Origin of the sequence: Stygiolobus caldivivus (genome assembly GCF_019704315.1) — an archaeon.
GTDB lineage: Archaea > Thermoproteota > Thermoprotei_A > Sulfolobales > Sulfolobaceae > Stygiolobus > Stygiolobus caldivivus.
In genome coordinates, this window is the sequence record NZ_AP024597.1 from 1,922,045 (window position 1) to 1,937,126 (window position 15,082).

General features: G+C 33.5%; 17 protein-coding genes. 11 read left to right on the forward strand and 6 right to left on the reverse strand.

Annotated elements, in window-relative coordinates:
- The first annotated feature begins 41 nt into the window (after positions 1–41).
- The 6 genes from KN1_RS09225 to KN1_RS09250 are packed head-to-tail and all read left to right on the forward strand — an operon-like array spanning position 42 to position 5,652.
- Complete coding sequence (locus KN1_RS09225) at positions 42–1,871, forward strand: ribosome biogenesis/translation initiation ATPase RLI (protein WP_221287273.1); 1,830 nt, start codon at positions 42–44, stop codon at positions 1,869–1,871.
- Between the two features lie 32 nt (positions 1,872–1,903).
- A complete protein-coding gene (gene fbp / locus KN1_RS09230; RefSeq protein WP_221287274.1) occupies positions 1,904–3,064 on the forward strand; it encodes a fructose-1,6-bisphosphate aldolase/phosphatase in 1,161 nt (386 codons plus the stop codon).
- Positions 3,065–3,105: 41 nt separating this feature from the next.
- Positions 3,106–3,339, forward strand: a complete 234-nt coding sequence (locus tag KN1_RS09235; protein ID WP_221287275.1) for a 30S ribosomal protein S17e — start codon at positions 3,106–3,108, stop codon at positions 3,337–3,339.
- Between the two features lie 2 nt (positions 3,340–3,341).
- Positions 3,342–3,602, forward strand: coding sequence for a Urm1-like protein (gene urm1 / locus KN1_RS09240; protein WP_221287276.1), 261 nt, complete (start codon positions 3,342–3,344; stop codon positions 3,600–3,602).
- Complete coding sequence (locus tag KN1_RS09245; RefSeq protein ID WP_221287277.1) at positions 3,592–4,005, forward strand: hypothetical protein; 414 nt, start codon at positions 3,592–3,594, stop codon at positions 4,003–4,005. The genes urm1 and KN1_RS09245 overlap by 11 nt, the downstream gene beginning before the upstream one ends.
- A 48-nt stretch (positions 4,006–4,053) precedes the next feature.
- Positions 4,054–5,652 carry a DNA-translocating ATPase CedD gene (locus KN1_RS09250; RefSeq protein ID WP_225905640.1) on the forward strand — a complete coding sequence of 533 codons (1,599 nt, stop codon included), beginning with the start codon at positions 4,054–4,056 and terminating at the stop codon, positions 5,650–5,652.
- On the opposite strand, the gene thsB is transcribed toward KN1_RS09250, so the two are convergent.
- Positions 5,649–7,310, reverse strand: coding sequence for a thermosome subunit beta (gene thsB, locus KN1_RS09255; RefSeq protein ID WP_221290650.1), 1,662 nt, complete (start codon positions 7,308–7,310; stop codon positions 5,649–5,651). The genes KN1_RS09250 and thsB overlap by 4 nt on opposite strands.
- A gap of 79 nt (positions 7,311–7,389) precedes the next feature.
- Positions 7,390–7,989, reverse strand: coding sequence for a TFIIB-type zinc ribbon-containing protein (locus KN1_RS09260; protein WP_221287279.1), 600 nt, complete (start codon positions 7,987–7,989; stop codon positions 7,390–7,392).
- A 63-nt stretch (positions 7,990–8,052) separates the two neighbouring features.
- Between KN1_RS09260 and KN1_RS09265 the strand changes: the two genes are divergently transcribed.
- The 3 genes from KN1_RS09265 to psmB are packed head-to-tail and all read left to right on the forward strand — an operon-like array spanning position 8,053 to position 10,274.
- Positions 8,053–8,340, forward strand: coding sequence for a ribonuclease BN (locus tag KN1_RS09265; RefSeq protein ID WP_221287280.1), 288 nt, complete (start codon positions 8,053–8,055; stop codon positions 8,338–8,340).
- A gap of 3 nt (positions 8,341–8,343) precedes the next feature.
- The gene (gene hisS / locus KN1_RS09270) at positions 8,344–9,645 is read left to right on the forward strand and encodes a histidine--tRNA ligase (RefSeq protein WP_221287281.1); all 1,302 of its coding nucleotides are present in this window, start codon (positions 8,344–8,346) and stop codon (positions 9,643–9,645) included.
- Between the two features lie 35 nt (positions 9,646–9,680).
- Entirely contained in the window at positions 9,681–10,274 is a 594-nt protein-coding gene (gene psmB / locus KN1_RS09275; protein WP_221290651.1) for an archaeal proteasome endopeptidase complex subunit beta, read from the forward strand.
- 52 nt (positions 10,275–10,326) lie between these two features.
- Here the strand turns inward: psmB and KN1_RS09280 are convergent, their stop codons facing one another.
- Complete coding sequence (locus tag KN1_RS09280; RefSeq protein WP_221287282.1) at positions 10,327–10,713, reverse strand: DNA-directed RNA polymerase subunit G; 387 nt, start codon at positions 10,711–10,713, stop codon at positions 10,327–10,329.
- A gap of 57 nt (positions 10,714–10,770) precedes the next feature.
- Here KN1_RS09280 and KN1_RS09285 point away from each other — a divergent pair, with 57 nt between their 5' ends.
- On the forward strand, positions 10,771–11,202 hold the full coding sequence (locus KN1_RS09285; RefSeq protein ID WP_221287283.1) for an Lsm family RNA-binding protein: 432 nt from the start codon (positions 10,771–10,773) through the stop codon (positions 11,200–11,202).
- Position 11,203: 1 nt separating this feature from the next.
- On the forward strand, positions 11,204–12,712 hold the full coding sequence (gene tgtA, locus KN1_RS09290; RefSeq protein WP_221287284.1) for a tRNA guanosine(15) transglycosylase TgtA: 1,509 nt from the start codon (positions 11,204–11,206) through the stop codon (positions 12,710–12,712).
- On the opposite strand, the gene KN1_RS09295 is transcribed toward tgtA, so the two are convergent.
- Genes KN1_RS09295 through KN1_RS09305 form a run of 3 tightly spaced genes read right to left on the reverse strand, consistent with a single transcriptional unit; the run spans position 12,656 to position 15,046 of the window.
- On the reverse strand, positions 12,656–13,378 hold the full coding sequence (locus KN1_RS09295) for a proteasome assembly chaperone family protein (RefSeq protein WP_221287285.1): 723 nt from the start codon (positions 13,376–13,378) through the stop codon (positions 12,656–12,658). The two genes, tgtA and KN1_RS09295, sit on opposite strands and share 57 nt — an antisense overlap.
- A complete protein-coding gene (locus KN1_RS09300) occupies positions 13,368–13,877 on the reverse strand; it encodes a PUA domain-containing protein (protein ID WP_221287286.1) in 510 nt (169 codons plus the stop codon). The genes KN1_RS09295 and KN1_RS09300 overlap by 11 nt, the downstream gene beginning before the upstream one ends.
- Entirely contained in the window at positions 13,874–15,046 is a 1,173-nt protein-coding gene (locus KN1_RS09305; RefSeq protein WP_420857164.1) for a proteasome-activating nucleotidase, read from the reverse strand. Before KN1_RS09305 ends, KN1_RS09300 begins: the two co-directional genes overlap by 4 nt.
- Positions 15,047–15,082: the final 36 nt, after the last annotated feature.

Here is a 15,082-nt window from a genome sequence, read left to right on the forward strand (position 1 = left end):
GGTAAGATTTTCATAATTTTTTATTGTTCTAATCTAAGTTTATGCGGGGAACTTCTTTGCGAGTAGCTGTTTTAAATTATGATTACTGTAAGCCCGATAAATGTAATATAGAATGCGTGGCATTTTGTCCAATAAATAAATCAGGAAGCAAAGCCATAGAGCTATCGGATATAGTAAAAGGAAAACCAGTTATTTACGAGGAAACATGTATCGGATGCGGAATATGTATTAAAAAGTGTCCTTTTGGAGCTATAGATATAGTTAATTTACCAGATGAATTCGGAGAAGAAGAAATCCATAGATATAAGGTTAATGGTTTTAAATTGTTTGGAATAATTACTCCTAAAAGAGGATATGTAATCGGCCTTTTGGGAAAAAATAGTACAGGTAAATCTACAATACTACGTATTTTAAGCGGAGAGCTCGTGCCTAATTTTGGTGATCCACAAGCTAAACTAACAAAAGAACAAGTACTAGATCGATTTAAGGGTAAAGAGCTGTATGATTACTTTAGTTTATTATACAGTGGGAAGTTAAAAATTATTCATAAAATTCAGTACGTTGAATATGCTAGTAAATTCCTAAAAGGAACGGTAAACGAGCTATTAACTAAGGTAGACGATAGGGGTAAAATAGACGAGGTTAAATCCTTATTAAATCTTTCTCCTATGTGGACAAAAGATGTCAGATATTTGAGTGGAGGAGAATTACAAAAACTTCTAGTTGCGGCTGCACTCCTCAGAGAAGCAGACGTTTATCTATTCGATGAACCTTCATCATATCTAGATATTAGGGAAAGGATAAATATGGCTAATTCTATAAGAGAACTAACTAAAGGGAAATACGTCGTTGTGGTTGAGCATGATTTAATTGTATTAGATTATCTCACCGACTTAATAAATATAATTTATGGTAAGAGTTCTGTTTATGGACGTGTATCAAAAACGTATACTAGTAGGGTTGGTATTAATAACTTTCTCAAGGGATATTTACCCGCTGAAAATATGCAAATTAGATCAGATGAGATTAAGTTTAATTTAAAAGAACTTACAGATCTTGATTTAACGGCCAATGCTCAACCTAAGGTTATATGGACCGGACTCTCTAAGAAATTAGATGGATTTAGCCTAGAAGTTGAAGAGGGTTATGCTAGAGAAGGAGAAGTAATTGGTATTGTAGGGCCTAACGGAATAGGAAAAACAACATTTATGAGAATTTTAGTCTCGGAAATAAAACCTGATGAGGGGCAGGTTTTGACAGAAGGTTTATCCCTATCATATAAGCCTCAAAGAATAGCACCTAATTATGATGGGACAGTCCAAGAGTTCCTAGAAAGCGTAAGGAAGGACGTTTTATCGAGCTCTAATTGGTTTTTTGAAGAAGTTGTAAAAAGACTTAATTTACATAGAATTTTAGAGTCTAAAGTAATAGACTTAAGCGGAGGAGAATTACAAAAATTATACGTCACTGCATCATTAGCGAAAGAAGCAGACGTATATGTTATAGACGAACCTTCATCGTATTTAGATGTAGAAGAACGTTATATCGTGGCAAAAGCGATAAAGAGGGTAACTAGAGAGAGAAAGAGTGTAACATTTATGGTAGATCATGATTTAGCTTTACACGATTATATTGCAGATAGAGTAATGGTTTTCACTGGTGCCCCTGGGTTAAAGGGCTATGCTAAGAAACCTCAAAGTTTAAGTTCAGGAATGAACGAGTTTCTTAAGGAATTAGGAATAACGTTCAGAAGAGATATGGATAGCGGGAGGCCAAGGGTGAATAAGCCTGGGAGTTATTTAGATAGAATTCAGAAAGAAAATAATGAATATTATTCTATGAAAATAGTTAGAGAGGAAAGTAATACGTAAAATTTTTTATATTGTTTAAGTATTTAGGCTTGATGAAAACTACTATAAGTGTTATAAAAGCTGATATAGGTAGCTTAGCTGGACATCACGTAGTACATCCTGACACTATGGCTGCTGCTAGTAAGGTATTGGCTGAAGCCAAAGCACAAGGGGTTCTAATTGACTATTATATAACTCATGTTGGCGATGATTTACAGCTAATAATGACTCATAATAGAGGTGAACTAGATCCCAAAGTTCATGAAACTGCATGGAATGCCTTTAAAAAAGCAGCTGAAGTAGCAAGAGATTTAGGATTATATGCAGCTGGTCAGGACTTATTATCCGATTCTTTCTCAGGTAACGTAAGAGGATTAGGACCAGGAGTTGCAGAGATGGAAATTGAAGAAAGAGTTTCAGAACCAATAGCAATATTCATGGCAGATAAAACAGAGCCTGGTGCATTTAACTTACCTCTTTATAAGATGTTTGCAGATCCTTTCAATACTCCAGGATTAGTAATAGATCCTACGATGCATAACGGATTTAAGTTTGAAGTATTAGACGTTTATGAAGGAGAAGCTGTAACTTTAACTGCACCTCAAGAGTTATATGATTTATTAGCATTAATTGGAACACCAGCTAGATACGTAATAAGGAGAATATATAGAAATGACGATAACCTATTAGCTTCAGTAGTAGCAATAGAAAGATTAAATTTGATCGCAGGAAAATATGTAGGAAAAGATGATCCCGTTACAATAGTGAGATTACAACACGGCTTACCAGCACTCGGAGAGGCATTAGAAGCCTTTACTTTTCCACATCTTGTACCAGGTTGGATGAGAGGTAGCCATTATGGGCCTTTAATGCCAGTATCTCAAAGGGATGCTAGGGCTACCAGGTTCGATGGACCGCCAAGGTTAATAGGATTAGGTTTTAACGTGAAAAACGGAAAGTTAGTAGGTCCAAGCGACTTATTTGATGATCCTGCCTTTGATGAATCAAGAAGACTAGCCAGTGTTATAGCCGATTATATGAGAAGGCATGGTCCATTTATGCCTCACAGATTAGAACCGACGGAGATGGAGTACACAACATTACCTCTAATCCAAGAGAAACTTAAACCAAGGTTTAAGAAGGAATCTGATATGTATAAAACAAAAGAAAGCGTTTATACGAAGGGCAAATCTGCAGGGGAGTCACAAGATTAACTTTTTCTTTCCTATTCAGTATTTATTTGGAGGTAATAATAATGGGAAATGTTTATACCAAGGATATAAAAAGAGTAGCAAAAGAATTATATGAAAAGTTTAAAGACCAAGTTAGCCCAGATTTTTCTTCTAACAAGAAATTAGTCGACGCTTACGTAGATGTACAATCTAAGAAAGTGAAAAACAGGATAGCTGGGTATTTGACTAGGTACGCTAAACTAAGCAAAGAGCAAGCAAGTAAAGAGGAAGTAATAGAAGAGGAAAGTGAAGAATAGAAATGCCCCTGACTGTAGTTCTGAGGGGCCCTCTGGTAACGACTTACGGGTTTGAAAAAATCACTTACGATGGGGAATATACGATCCAAGAAATAATAAAGAAAATAGATAATAATAAGAATATAATCTATGATAATAAAGTAGGTAATATAAAATCTGGATATATAATACTGGTAAACGGGAAAGACTATAGACTTCTCAAGAACCACGTAATTAAGGATAACGATTTAATAGAAATTATCCCTATAAATCATGGTGGTTAGGATAATAATTAAAGTTTTTAAAATAATTAACTCTTCAATAGATTTTAAGTCATTAATAGGATATGATGGTAAGTGTGTATCTCAAGTTTTATCCTATATACCACCTGATATAGAAATAATTCATGCATGCGAGTTATTTCATTACTTACTTACAAAAGATAAAATAAACAAAAAGTTTAAATCCCCATCCCTTTTATTCCTCCTTCTTTTGACTCATGAAAAAAATATTAAAGATGCAACTTCCAGAGCAAGACTAGAAAATGAGAAAGCAGAAGCCCTATATCAAATCGTATGTTGTAATAATGATCAAGACAATCTTATACTCTATCAGAAGGGACTTACAAATGAGGACAGAATAGCGTTGTCTAAGAATGCAATACATTCGATGGAGTGGCTCTCTTAATTTTTATAGTATTTAATTATGAATAGTAGAGTATTCTCACTATTTCTTATGGTAATAGGATTCTTACTCTTAGTTTCATCTCTCCATTTACTTAGCTTTTCAATGTACGAGGTTCTAATAGTGATTATTATATTTGCCTTTTTTGCATTTTTATTTAGTAGACTGAATATTTATCAGAAAGTAAAAGATATAATGGTTACATCAGAATTAAAGGGTTCAATTAATAGGATTAAATATAACTCTAAAGAATTCGTTTATATTTCCTTTAAAATAGTAGGAAAAGAAGGGTCGGGACAACAAGTAGACTATACGAAAGAGATAGCCCAAGCTGTAGATATTATAAAAAGGCAAAAAGATCGTAAAGTAAAAGTAGCTATTTTAACCACTTTAGACCCATTACCAGGTAGTGGATTTATATTTTACCAAGAAGTGGATAAGGAATTTAATGAGGAAGAATTCATCATAAATACTATAAATTTAAAGAATATAATAGAAAGCATAGCTCCTCATGTTTCTTTAGAAGCAGTAGCCATAAATAATGATTTATTTTTGCCTTTTCCTAAAGTTATGGGAGGGGTATTATTCGGAGGCTACATTTTTTATAAGAAATTCGGGATAGAACAGACAGAATTCCTAGATTATAATTTTGACGTCCAAATAGGAACTACTGTAGATAACTATCAGATACCAGTAGGATTTATATCATCTGATGTCTTTAAGCATATCGCAATTTTTGGTGCTACCGGTAGCGGAAAGACTAATACGGCTTCAGTTATAGCTAGAGAATTATTTAAGAAGGGATTTAATGTTATAGTTTTAGATTGGCATGGTGAATACAAGAATTATTTACCGGATTTTAAGTACTACGGAAAGGACTCTATTATACCTTTAAATCCCATTGCGTATGAAGAACAAGATACGGAAGATATTATTGAAATAACTAAGGATGCTTTAGAGTTAACCGAGCCACAGACTTTCCTCATGTATTTAGTTTTAGAACAATTGAAGAGGATAAGAAGGCTTGACTCGACGTCGCTTAAATTAATCCTTGAAGCTATCAACTCAGAATCTTATATGATAAGGGATATTAAGTTTGCATTAGGTAGAAAGCTTTATATCTTGACCACTCCACAAGGTAGAAGGCTCTTCTCGATAGATGGAGGATATTCTTTTATTGATTTAGGAGAAAGGTTAATAGGAGGAAATATAATAGATCTAAGTTCTATATACAATATTAAGCTGCGTCGACTTTATTCACTGTACATCATGAAATTTTTATTTGAATATTATCAAAGACTAAAGGATCCTAATAGAAAGACTGTAATAATAGTAGAAGAGGCTCAAAACTATTTTAATGGCAATAATGAAATTCTCAAAAGAGCACTGCAAGAAATAAGAAAGTTTAACATTGGCCTTTGTATTATTTCACAGTCTCCATCTAGTTTAGATCCAGAGGTCATGAAAAATACTAGCATAAAAATAATTCATTCAATTAAGTCTAATTTAGATAAAAAAATAATTTCTGATTCCATAGGTCTTGATAAAGAACTATATAATGTATTAGATAAATTAGACTTAGGTGAGGCTATTTTCATTTCTCCGAATATACGAAAAAATATGTTAGTAAAAATTAAAAAAATTGGTTAGTCTTCTTCTGAGGGCTTATTTTCTCCTCCCTTTTCTCCTCCTTTGCTTTCGCTCTTCTTACCTGCAGATATCAAGTCATCAATCCTAAGTATAAGTGTTGATGCTTCCGTAGCTGCTTTTATTGCATTCATCTTAACTAGTGCAGGTTCTATTACTCCTAATTTCCACATATCTTCTATCTGTCCAGTGTATACGTTAATTCCTACCCACTTATTTGCCTCATTTTCATGAGCACTTCTTAACTTTACTATAAGGTCTATTGGGTCATATCCACCGTTTTCAATTAGTATCATAACTAAACTTTCTAATGCGTTAGCATATGCTTCAATTGCTAATTGCTCCTTTCCTCCTACTTGTGGTGCATACTTCCTCAGTCTTTTAGCTATTTCAATTTCGACTGCTCCTCCACCTGCTACAGCCCTACCATCTCTTATCACATCTGCTACAGTACCTAATGCATCTCTTAGTGCTCTCTCTGTCTCGTCAACTACTCTCTCCAGACCTCCTCTAATTAATATACTTACAGCCTTTGGATTCTTTGCGCCTTCTACAAATACCATTTTATCTTCTCCTACTTTCCTTTCCTCTACCAATGCAGCATAACCTAAATCTTGGGCCGTTAATTCATCTATATTAGAGACTACTCTACCGCCTGTAGCTCTTGCTAGCTTTTCAAGATCACTCTTCTTTGCCCTCCTTACAGCTAGGATTCCTTTTTTGGCTAAATAGTGTTGAGCTACTTCATCAATACCCTTCTGGCATATAACGACATTAGCACCAGTTTGTGCGATCTTTTCGACCTTCTCCCTTAGTAAGTTTTCCTCTTCCTCAAGGAACTTTTGCATTTGGGTAGGATCATTTATTCTAATTTCTGCATCAAGTTCAGGTTTCTCTACTTCTAATGAAGCATCAAGCAATGCAATCTTAGCATTTTCTATTCTCTTTGGCATACCAGGGTGTACTACTTCTTTATCGACCACTATACCATATACTATTTGAGTATCGTTAATACTGCCACCGTGTTTCTTAACAATCTGTATATTATCTAAATCAACGTACCACTTATTACCTCTTAATTCTGCTACTTGTGTGACGGCTTTCACTACAATGTCTGATAAATATTCTCTGGCTCCTGCTACTGCTTTGCTGTATAAGGATGTCATAGCTACCTTTCTTAACACGTCTGTATCATTTATAGATATATTTGTGGCTATCTCTTGGATTGTTTTTAGTGCTTGTTCTTCTGCTTTCTTAAATCCGCTTACAATTATGGTAGGGTGTATTTCTTTGTATAATAGTTCTTCTGCTTTCTTAACTAATTCTCCTGAAAAAATCACAGCTGTCTTTGTACCGTCAGCTGTTTCCTCGTCTTGCCCTTTAGCTATTTGAACTAAAAGTTTAGCTGCTGGGTGCTGTAAATCCATCTTATCTAAAATTGTAGCTCCATCGTTTGTAATTGTTATATCTCCAAGGCTATCTACCAGCATCTTATCCATTCCTCTTGGTCCGTATGTTGTCTTAAGCGCTTCTTCTACAGCTTTTACTGCTGCAATGTTAATTCTAAGGGCTTCTTTTCCATAAGTCCTACTTGAGCCTTCCTTTAATATTATAACTGGAATACCTTCTGGAGTAGTAGCTACAGTAGCTGTGGATGACATTTCCTTTATCACCTGTTCGTTTTCCCATTAGAAGAGGTTATATAAAAATTTTTCTTTCCAATTAACCCTAACTATTTGCCTATAAAAGTTCTGTTGGAACCGTTATTTCTCTCTGAAAGAGTAGCTCTTCTATTTTATTTTTTATTAAAATCCTTTCTCTCGTAGATACTTTAGATAAAATTTTTTCGAAATATTTCTTACTAATTCCTAGATTATGTTGCACTTTGTTGAATAAAGATTTATCATAGAAGTAGAACGTTAATGCTACTTTATATTTTATATGTTTATCTCTGAATTGTGGAAATCTTTCAATAAGGTCGTAGATAATTAATAATTTCTCGTTATTTTCAATGTATTTTAGGGGTATAATGGAGGATTCTCTAACGACACTACCATTATAAAATATGAATTTTTCCTCTACAGATCTTTTTAATTTGCCAAGACGGTTCCTTTTTATATTTTTATTGACGATCGCATCGGTTCTATTTTTAATAGATAAAGACTTAAGGATAAATGGTTCATACACAGACTTATAATTAGCTACATTAACTGGTTCATCCACGGCATTTTCATATTGTTCAAATATCTGGTCTATTACCGAACCGCAACTACTGCATACTATAATACCGTTCTTATAATCCCAGATCAAGTCTTTATTTTTACAATAAGGACACTCCATAAAAAGATAAAGGCTACTACATATACTTTTTAATTCGTTTTAAAAGTAAGAATACTGACTCAGATGGCAGAAAATAATGATATTGATAAATTTATAGTTATTAATGATTTAAAACAAAGAGGAAAAAAAGGTAGGATTTCAGGAAAATATATCTATTTAGAGTCTGGGAATAGAAAATATATAATAAAAACAATAAATGAAAATAATAAAGTTAATATTAGAGAAATAGAAGATTTCGTATCATTTTCCTCTAAAATAGATAAAGAAAGCGTTATTGCTATAGTTGATAAATATGGTGATGTCAGTTATTATTTCTTATCAGAAATAAAGCTAAATAAGAAAGGGGAATGAAAATTGGTATCTTATGAACCTCTAAGAGGAATGAAAGATTATTATGGCAAAGAATTAGAGAAGATTAAATTTATTGAAGATACCTTTAGGAAAATTGTAAATAGTGCAGGGTATTCAGAAATATACACTCCCGTAGTAGAAGAATTTGAATTATTTTCTATGAAAGGCGGTGAAGAGCTTAGGAATACAATGTATGTTTTCAAAGATAAAGCTGAAAGAGAAATAGCGTTAAGACCCGAGTTTACTCCTAGTGTAGTCAGGGCATATTTAAATAAAATGCAACACCTTCCAAAGCCGGTAAGACTATTCTATATAGGTACAGTTTATAGATATGATGAACCTCAATTTGGTAGATTTAGAGAATTTAGGCAAGCCGGAATAGAATTAATAGGTTCTAATAGTATCTTAGCGGACATAGAGGTGGTTGACTTATTGCTTCAAATATATTCCTCTTTAGGCCTCTCTAAAGATATAGAAATTAAAATAAATAACATAGCAATTTATAGAAAAATTTTCAATAAGATAAATCTTGATGAAGCTAAACAAGAACACATACTTCATCTAATAGATAAAGGGAAAAGGGAAGAGGCTTTAAGAGAATTAAAAGGTACACTATATACAGATCTAATAAACTTTCTGCTTGAACAAAATCAAGTAAAAATAGATTCTTTAGACACGGTACTGAGTGAAGTTTCAAAGTACGAAAATTTAGAGTTAACCGAAGAAATAGATAAGATAAAAGCAATTAGTAGAATTATATCTGATTTCAATATTAAAGTAAACATAGATTTAGGATTTGTAAGAGGTCTAGCTTATTATACGGGCTTGATCTTTGAGGTTAAGCATTATAAGGTTCCTTTTAGTATAGCAGGAGGAGGAAGATATGACAGTTTAGTTAGGCTATATGGAGGTAATGATACACCAGCTATAGGGTTTGCCATCGGGGTTGAAAGGACCGCATTAGTACTAGATAGTGTAGATAAATTACAAAGCCCAAAAAAAGGTGTTTTAATTATTATCTCTACTAACGATAATAGAAACAGCAGTGAAAAAGATATGATATCATATGGAATTAAAGTATTGCACAAGTTAAGGGAGTTAGGTTTAATAGTATCCCTAAACCTTAAGGAGCAGTCCATATCTAAACTTATCCCTTCATATTTAGAAGAGGGATATTCATTTATAGTGATAATAGGTAAGAAAGAATTAGAAGAAAAAAAGATAACTATTAAAAACCTAGAAAATAAATCTCAGCTCTCGATCCCAGAAAACAGTATAGAGGAGTATGTTAAGCAAATAATTTAAGTGATAAAAAGGATTTGATGAATAGGGTTATTTTAATGGAGGAATTACCTGCAACTGCTTTAGGTATCCAATTAAATGACGGAATTATCCTTGCAGGAGAAAGAAGGTTAAGCTACGGAAATTTCGTATTAAGTAGGTCAGCAAAGAAAGTCTTCAAAATAGGACGTTTCGGAATAGCTGGTGCTGGGATAATAGGAGATGTGCAGACATTATCGCGAATTATGGATGTAGAAATACGATATTATGAAATGTATAATAATAGGAAAATAAGCACTAAAGCCGCAGCTCAACTACTATCTGTAATACTATATCAGAACAAGTGGATGCCATATATTTCTGAGCTATTGTTCGGTGGATTTGACGAGAATGGCCCTAAAATGTATATTCTAGATCCAGTAGGTTCTTTAATAGAAGATGTTTATGCAGCTGTAGGATCAGGAGCTAGAATAGCCATAGGTGTATTAGAGAGTGAGTATAAACCAGATTTAACATTAGATAAAGCAAAAGAGATAGTGATTAAAGCTATGAGAGCGTCAATTGAAAGGGATGTAACATCTGGCGATGGAATAGACCTATTAACAATAAAGAAAGATGGAATTCATGAAGAGTTCATAAGGGTAATTGAATAATAAAAACTCATTGTTTATATTCATTGTTTATACTTTTGAATGTTAACAAAAATTATGATTTCTTTATACAGTAATAAACATGATCCATCATTTTGAACATATTATCCATTATTAACCCTTTACCCTTAGAAGATATCTTAACTATTAGCCCGTAAAGAGAAATCTGGTCTAACGTAGATCCATCTTCTTGGGTTTTCTCATAGAATAAGTAGCCGTGTGCACAAAAATCTTTTTCTGTATAGCTAGGTTTTTCTCTTGAAATCTCTACTCTCACATTTTCTCCTTCCCTGAATAGGTTTATCTCTTCTACTATATCTGATTCGATTAATATGTTATCTTCGCATTCTAATTTCAATATTAATAAGTTTTTCAAACTCCCTTGTTCAATTCTATTGACCTTACATAACAAGGACACCTTACCTGGCTGGATAGATTGCATATCTCTAATTGAAATGCTGTATTAAATATTATTAACCATTTTGTGATACGTATGCATATGAGTAGTAGGAGAATAAGTGGAGATTTGAATACTTTAATCGATAAAACTATTATAGTAAAACTATCCAATAACAAAACATATTCCGGGGTCTTAAGTTCTTTTGAATTGACCCCTTTCATGATATCGTTAACTAATGCTAAAGATAATGAGAATAATAGTTATTATAAAGTGATCATAAACGGCTCACTGGTAACAGAGATTTTAGTTAAGAATGCACCAATCTTCGATCCTAGAGAGTTTGCCGATTTGGTATCTAAAGAACTGAATATTAGATCTGTAGATATTAAAGTATATGAAGAGGCTGGTATAGTAACTATTTTAGATAAAATAAAGGTATCTGAAAATGGGGTAGAGGGGAGTGGTCCTCTAGCTCAAAAGGTTTATGATATATATAATAGTTATATAGAAAAGAAGAAAAAAGGAACGTAAAATGGTAGGAGAATTTGAAATAAAAGAAGAAGACTTAGCAGGAAGGATAGGGATTCTAAGTACATTACACGGTAATATTGAAACACCAACTTTTTTCCCTGTAATTAATCCTGTTAAATCTGAGATAACCGTAGAAGATATAAAAAAAGTTGGGTTTAATAACATAATAACCAACGCTTATTTAGTAAAGAAAAATCTTAACATTAAATCTCACATACACGACTACTTCAGTTTTAATGGAATAATAATGACTGATTCGGGTGCATACCAAATTTTACAATATGGGGAGATAAGTATTTCTAACAAGGAAATCGTAGAATATGAATTAGAGATAAAACCAGATATCGCTGTAATTTTAGACGTGCCTACTGGTGATGTGAAAAACGAATCGGATGCAAAACTTTCAGTAGATGAAACCTTACGCAGGATAAATGAGTCGTTACCTCACGTTAGATCTTCATCAGATCAAATTATCTGGGTATACCCGATTCAGGGAGGAAGGTTTCTTGACTTGTTAGCATATTCAGCGAAGTACTCATTTCAGTTTGATGAGTTCAAGATGTTAGCTCTAGGGAGTCCTACAGTTTTAATGCAAAGATACGAATACGTGCCTCTAATAGATATGATATACACGGCAAAGTCTAATGTTACTAGGGGAAAAGCATTTCACTTATTTGGAGGGGGTCTGCCCCATATAATGCCTTTTGCTGTAGCTTTAGGAGTAGACTCTTTCGATTCAGCATCATATATATTATATGCCCGTGATAATAGATATATTACCAGAGATAGGGTATACAGATTAGAGGAGCTAGAATATTTCCCTTGTTCTTGCCCGGTCTGCTCTAAGTATACGCCAAAAGATTTACAAGAGATGGAACAGAAAGATAGGACAAGGCTACTTGCGATCCATAATCTTTATGTAATTAAAGAAGAGATCAACGCGATAAAGCAATCCATAAAGGAAGGCAGATTATTTGAATATTTACAACAAAAGGCGTTTTCTCATCCCAGAGTATATGATGCTTTTAAATCAGTTCTTAAATATGCAGATTACCTAGAAAAATTCGACCCACGAACTAAAGGTGAAATAAAAGGTGTTTTTTTGTATAATAAAGACTCATTAGCGAGGCCTGAAATAAAAAGGCATGAAAGATTATTAAGGGAGAAGATTATTCATAAGGCTGATAAAAGTGCAAACCATAAAAAGAGAGTTGTGATAACATGTGAGGATGGGTACTATGATGATATTAATTCTGAAGTAGAAGTTTACTTGCTTAATCCGTTTTATGGACCTATTCCTATTGAGCTTAAAAATTCTTTTCCGTATTCACAGTATGAAACGCCTACAATAATAGATGATGAAATCATAGAACAAGAAAGGAAGAAACTAAAGGATTTCTTGTATGATATGAGAGATAATATAAGTTCTATTTCTGTAATAAAATGCGAAAAGTTACATATAAACTCTACCAGAGACGTTCCTATTGAGCTCTTTTTGGATCAACTCTAATTGCTTTTGTAATTCTTCTTCTATCTTTTTAGCGTCTTCATATAATTCTCCTACATCTATCTTTATGTTAAGCAGTTTACTTATCTCATCTACTGCAATAGCCGCCGCTGCCGGATCTATTCTATCTCTATCTGCATAAGGTAATAAGACAGTTGCAGGCAAATCTTCAATTTCTGAATAAATAGTAAATAATGCAAGAGGTCCTATCATTAATAGTTGTTTCTCGATTAGGGGATAATTAAGGTTTAGCTGGCTTTTTGAAGTCCTAAGCCATCGTAAATTAGTATTAGAAGTTTTATATCTCCTATCAAGACCTCCTATCAAAATTACGTTAGAAACATCAAGCTTTTTAAGCCATTTAATAACTGTTTCGGAAAACTCGTTTGCCTCTCTTTGTAATGGTAGCAAATGGCTTAGCAATACTAGAAGGTGATTTTTTTCATCATAAAACAGCTCAAAAGGAGTTGCTATTCCGTATTCATCTAAAAATGTTACGTCACGTAGATATTTTGTAAGCACGAACCCAACTCTTCTCATTCCGAGTTTCAGGGCTATATACCTTGTTGCTATATATCCTACTTCTCCTAAGGTTCTAAATCCAGTGATGAAATTAGCCCCTCTTAATTGTTCCTCGCTAATTCCTTTAAGTACAATCTTAATATTCATCTTTTATCTCCCTCTTAACAATTACAGCAACACCCCTTTTATATTGTTTTACTTCCTCTCCAGAGACTCTTGCTCTACCTATAGCGAGCAACTCGTCATCTTCGTTTACTACTAGAACTTCGTCACCAGCTCTTATGTTATTATCGGCATCAAGTACAAATTTACAAAATACATTTCTTCCATCTCTAATGAATTGCGAGATATCGTTTTGTACTACAAATCTAAATTTAGGTTTTTGGCTACACTTTTTAACGATCAAGGCGCTAATTTCAGTTAGCGAGAACAGATAATCTTGAGCTCTAAGAACTAAGAAAAGTCTATAATTTGAATCAAGTATGTTTCTGATTTTACCAGTAGAAGCAGAATATTGAATAAAAAACTTTTCATTAGGAGGAAATAAACATTCTGAAATTTCAGGCGAAAACTGATACAATGCTATCGCTTTAAGTAATTTAATTTCGGATTCTGATGCAGCTTTAGCCTCAGTTAAGTTAATCATGTGTATTTTTCATGTCTCTCTGGTATTTTATTTTTAAACCTACTCTTCTTTACTTTATCTATTGCTACAGTAATATCCTTATATGTTATATATTTTCTTCCATCTCTAATTGCATTATACCCAGCTTCTGTACATATATTTTTAATGTCAGCTCCACTTAGCCCTTCTGTCAATTTAGCTAATTCATTATAATTAATACTAGAGTCTATTTTCATTTTTGATAAGTATATTTTAAATATTTCTTCTCTGCCTTTAACGTCTGGTAACGGTACTTCTATTAGCCTATCAAACCTGCCTGGCCTCAATAATGCCGGGTCTAAGATGTCGATTCTGTTAGTAGCAGCTATTATTTTTACGTTATCAAGGGGCTTGAATCCGTCTATTTCAGCTAAAAGTTGCATTAATGTCCTTTGTACTTCTCTCTCTCCACTAGTACCTAAATCTATTCTTTTAGCTCCGATAGCATCTATTTCGTCAATAAACACAATAGACGGTGCTTTTCTTCTAGCTAATTCGAAGACTTCTCTTACAATTCTCGCACCTTCTCCTACAAATTTTTGTGCAAATTCTGACGCCACTACTTGAATGAATGTTGCATTACTTTCAGTAGCTACAGCCTTAGCTAGCATTGTCTTACCAGTACCAGGTGGTCCGTACAGTAATACCCCTTTAGGTGGTTCAATTCCTATTTCTCTGAATAACTCTGGGTTTTTTAGTGGGATCTCTACGACCTCTTTTAGCTCTTGTATCTGTGTTTCAAGACCTCCTATATCAGAGTAATGAATGTTGGGTCTTTCTACTACTTCGAATGATTTTACGATTATATCTTCTCTGTTCGGCAGGATTTCAACTATGGCAGATCCTCTTTGGGTTAAGGCTACAGATGTCCCAGGTTTTATTTTTTTAATATCTATTGCCGAGGCCACATTTACAACTAGATTTGGGCCTGAAGAACTCCTCACAACTACTCTTCCATCTGGTAATATGTCCAATACAGTAGCTTCAATGTAAGGTGGCGCTAATAATTTTTCTAATTCTCCTTTGTACCAATTCAAATCCTGTCTCAGCTTTTCTAATTCCTTAGTCAAAGATTCTATTTTTTCCTCAAGAAGCCTCACTATTGCATCATCATTATTATTTGAGTAATTGCGAGCCTTATAGCTATCAATTTCTCCTGACAACTGACCTCAGTATTATTATTGATT

Excerpts from the sequence above, each read along its gene's own strand:
- KN1_RS09280 (WP_221287282.1), bottom strand. The coding sequence starts at position 10,713 with ATGCAATCTATCCAGCCAGGTAAGGTGTCCTTGTTATGTAAGGTCAAT.
- KN1_RS09300 (WP_221287286.1), bottom strand. The coding sequence starts at position 13,877 with ATGATTAACTTAACTGAGGCTAAAGCTGCATCAGAATCCGAAATTAAA.
- KN1_RS09235 (WP_221287275.1), top strand. The coding sequence starts at position 3,106 with ATGGGAAATGTTTATACCAAGGATATAAAAAGAGTAGCAAAAGAATTA.
- KN1_RS09250 (WP_225905640.1), top strand. The coding sequence starts at position 4,054 with ATGGTAATAGGATTCTTACTCTTAGTTTCATCTCTCCATTTACTTAGC.
- thsB (WP_221290650.1), bottom strand. The coding sequence starts at position 7,310 with ATGTCATCCACAGCTACTGTAGCTACTACTCCAGAAGGTATTCCAGTT.
- KN1_RS09285 (WP_221287283.1), top strand. The coding sequence starts at position 10,771 with ATGAGTAGTAGGAGAATAAGTGGAGATTTGAATACTTTAATCGATAAA.
- psmB (WP_221290651.1), top strand. The coding sequence starts at position 9,681 with ATGGAGGAATTACCTGCAACTGCTTTAGGTATCCAATTAAATGACGGA.
- fbp (WP_221287274.1), top strand. The coding sequence starts at position 1,904 with ATGAAAACTACTATAAGTGTTATAAAAGCTGATATAGGTAGCTTAGCT.
- urm1 (WP_221287276.1), top strand. The coding sequence starts at position 3,342 with ATGCCCCTGACTGTAGTTCTGAGGGGCCCTCTGGTAACGACTTACGGG.
- KN1_RS09260 (WP_221287279.1), bottom strand. The coding sequence starts at position 7,989 with ATGGAGTGTCCTTATTGTAAAAATAAAGACTTGATCTGGGATTATAAG.
- KN1_RS09265 (WP_221287280.1), top strand. The coding sequence starts at position 8,053 with ATGGCAGAAAATAATGATATTGATAAATTTATAGTTATTAATGATTTA.
- KN1_RS09295 (WP_221287285.1), bottom strand. The coding sequence starts at position 13,378 with ATGAATATTAAGATTGTACTTAAAGGAATTAGCGAGGAACAATTAAGA.
- tgtA (WP_221287284.1), top strand. The coding sequence starts at position 11,204 with ATGGTAGGAGAATTTGAAATAAAAGAAGAAGACTTAGCAGGAAGGATA.
- KN1_RS09225 (WP_221287273.1), top strand. The coding sequence starts at position 42 with ATGCGGGGAACTTCTTTGCGAGTAGCTGTTTTAAATTATGATTACTGT.
- KN1_RS09245 (WP_221287277.1), top strand. The coding sequence starts at position 3,592 with ATGGTGGTTAGGATAATAATTAAAGTTTTTAAAATAATTAACTCTTCA.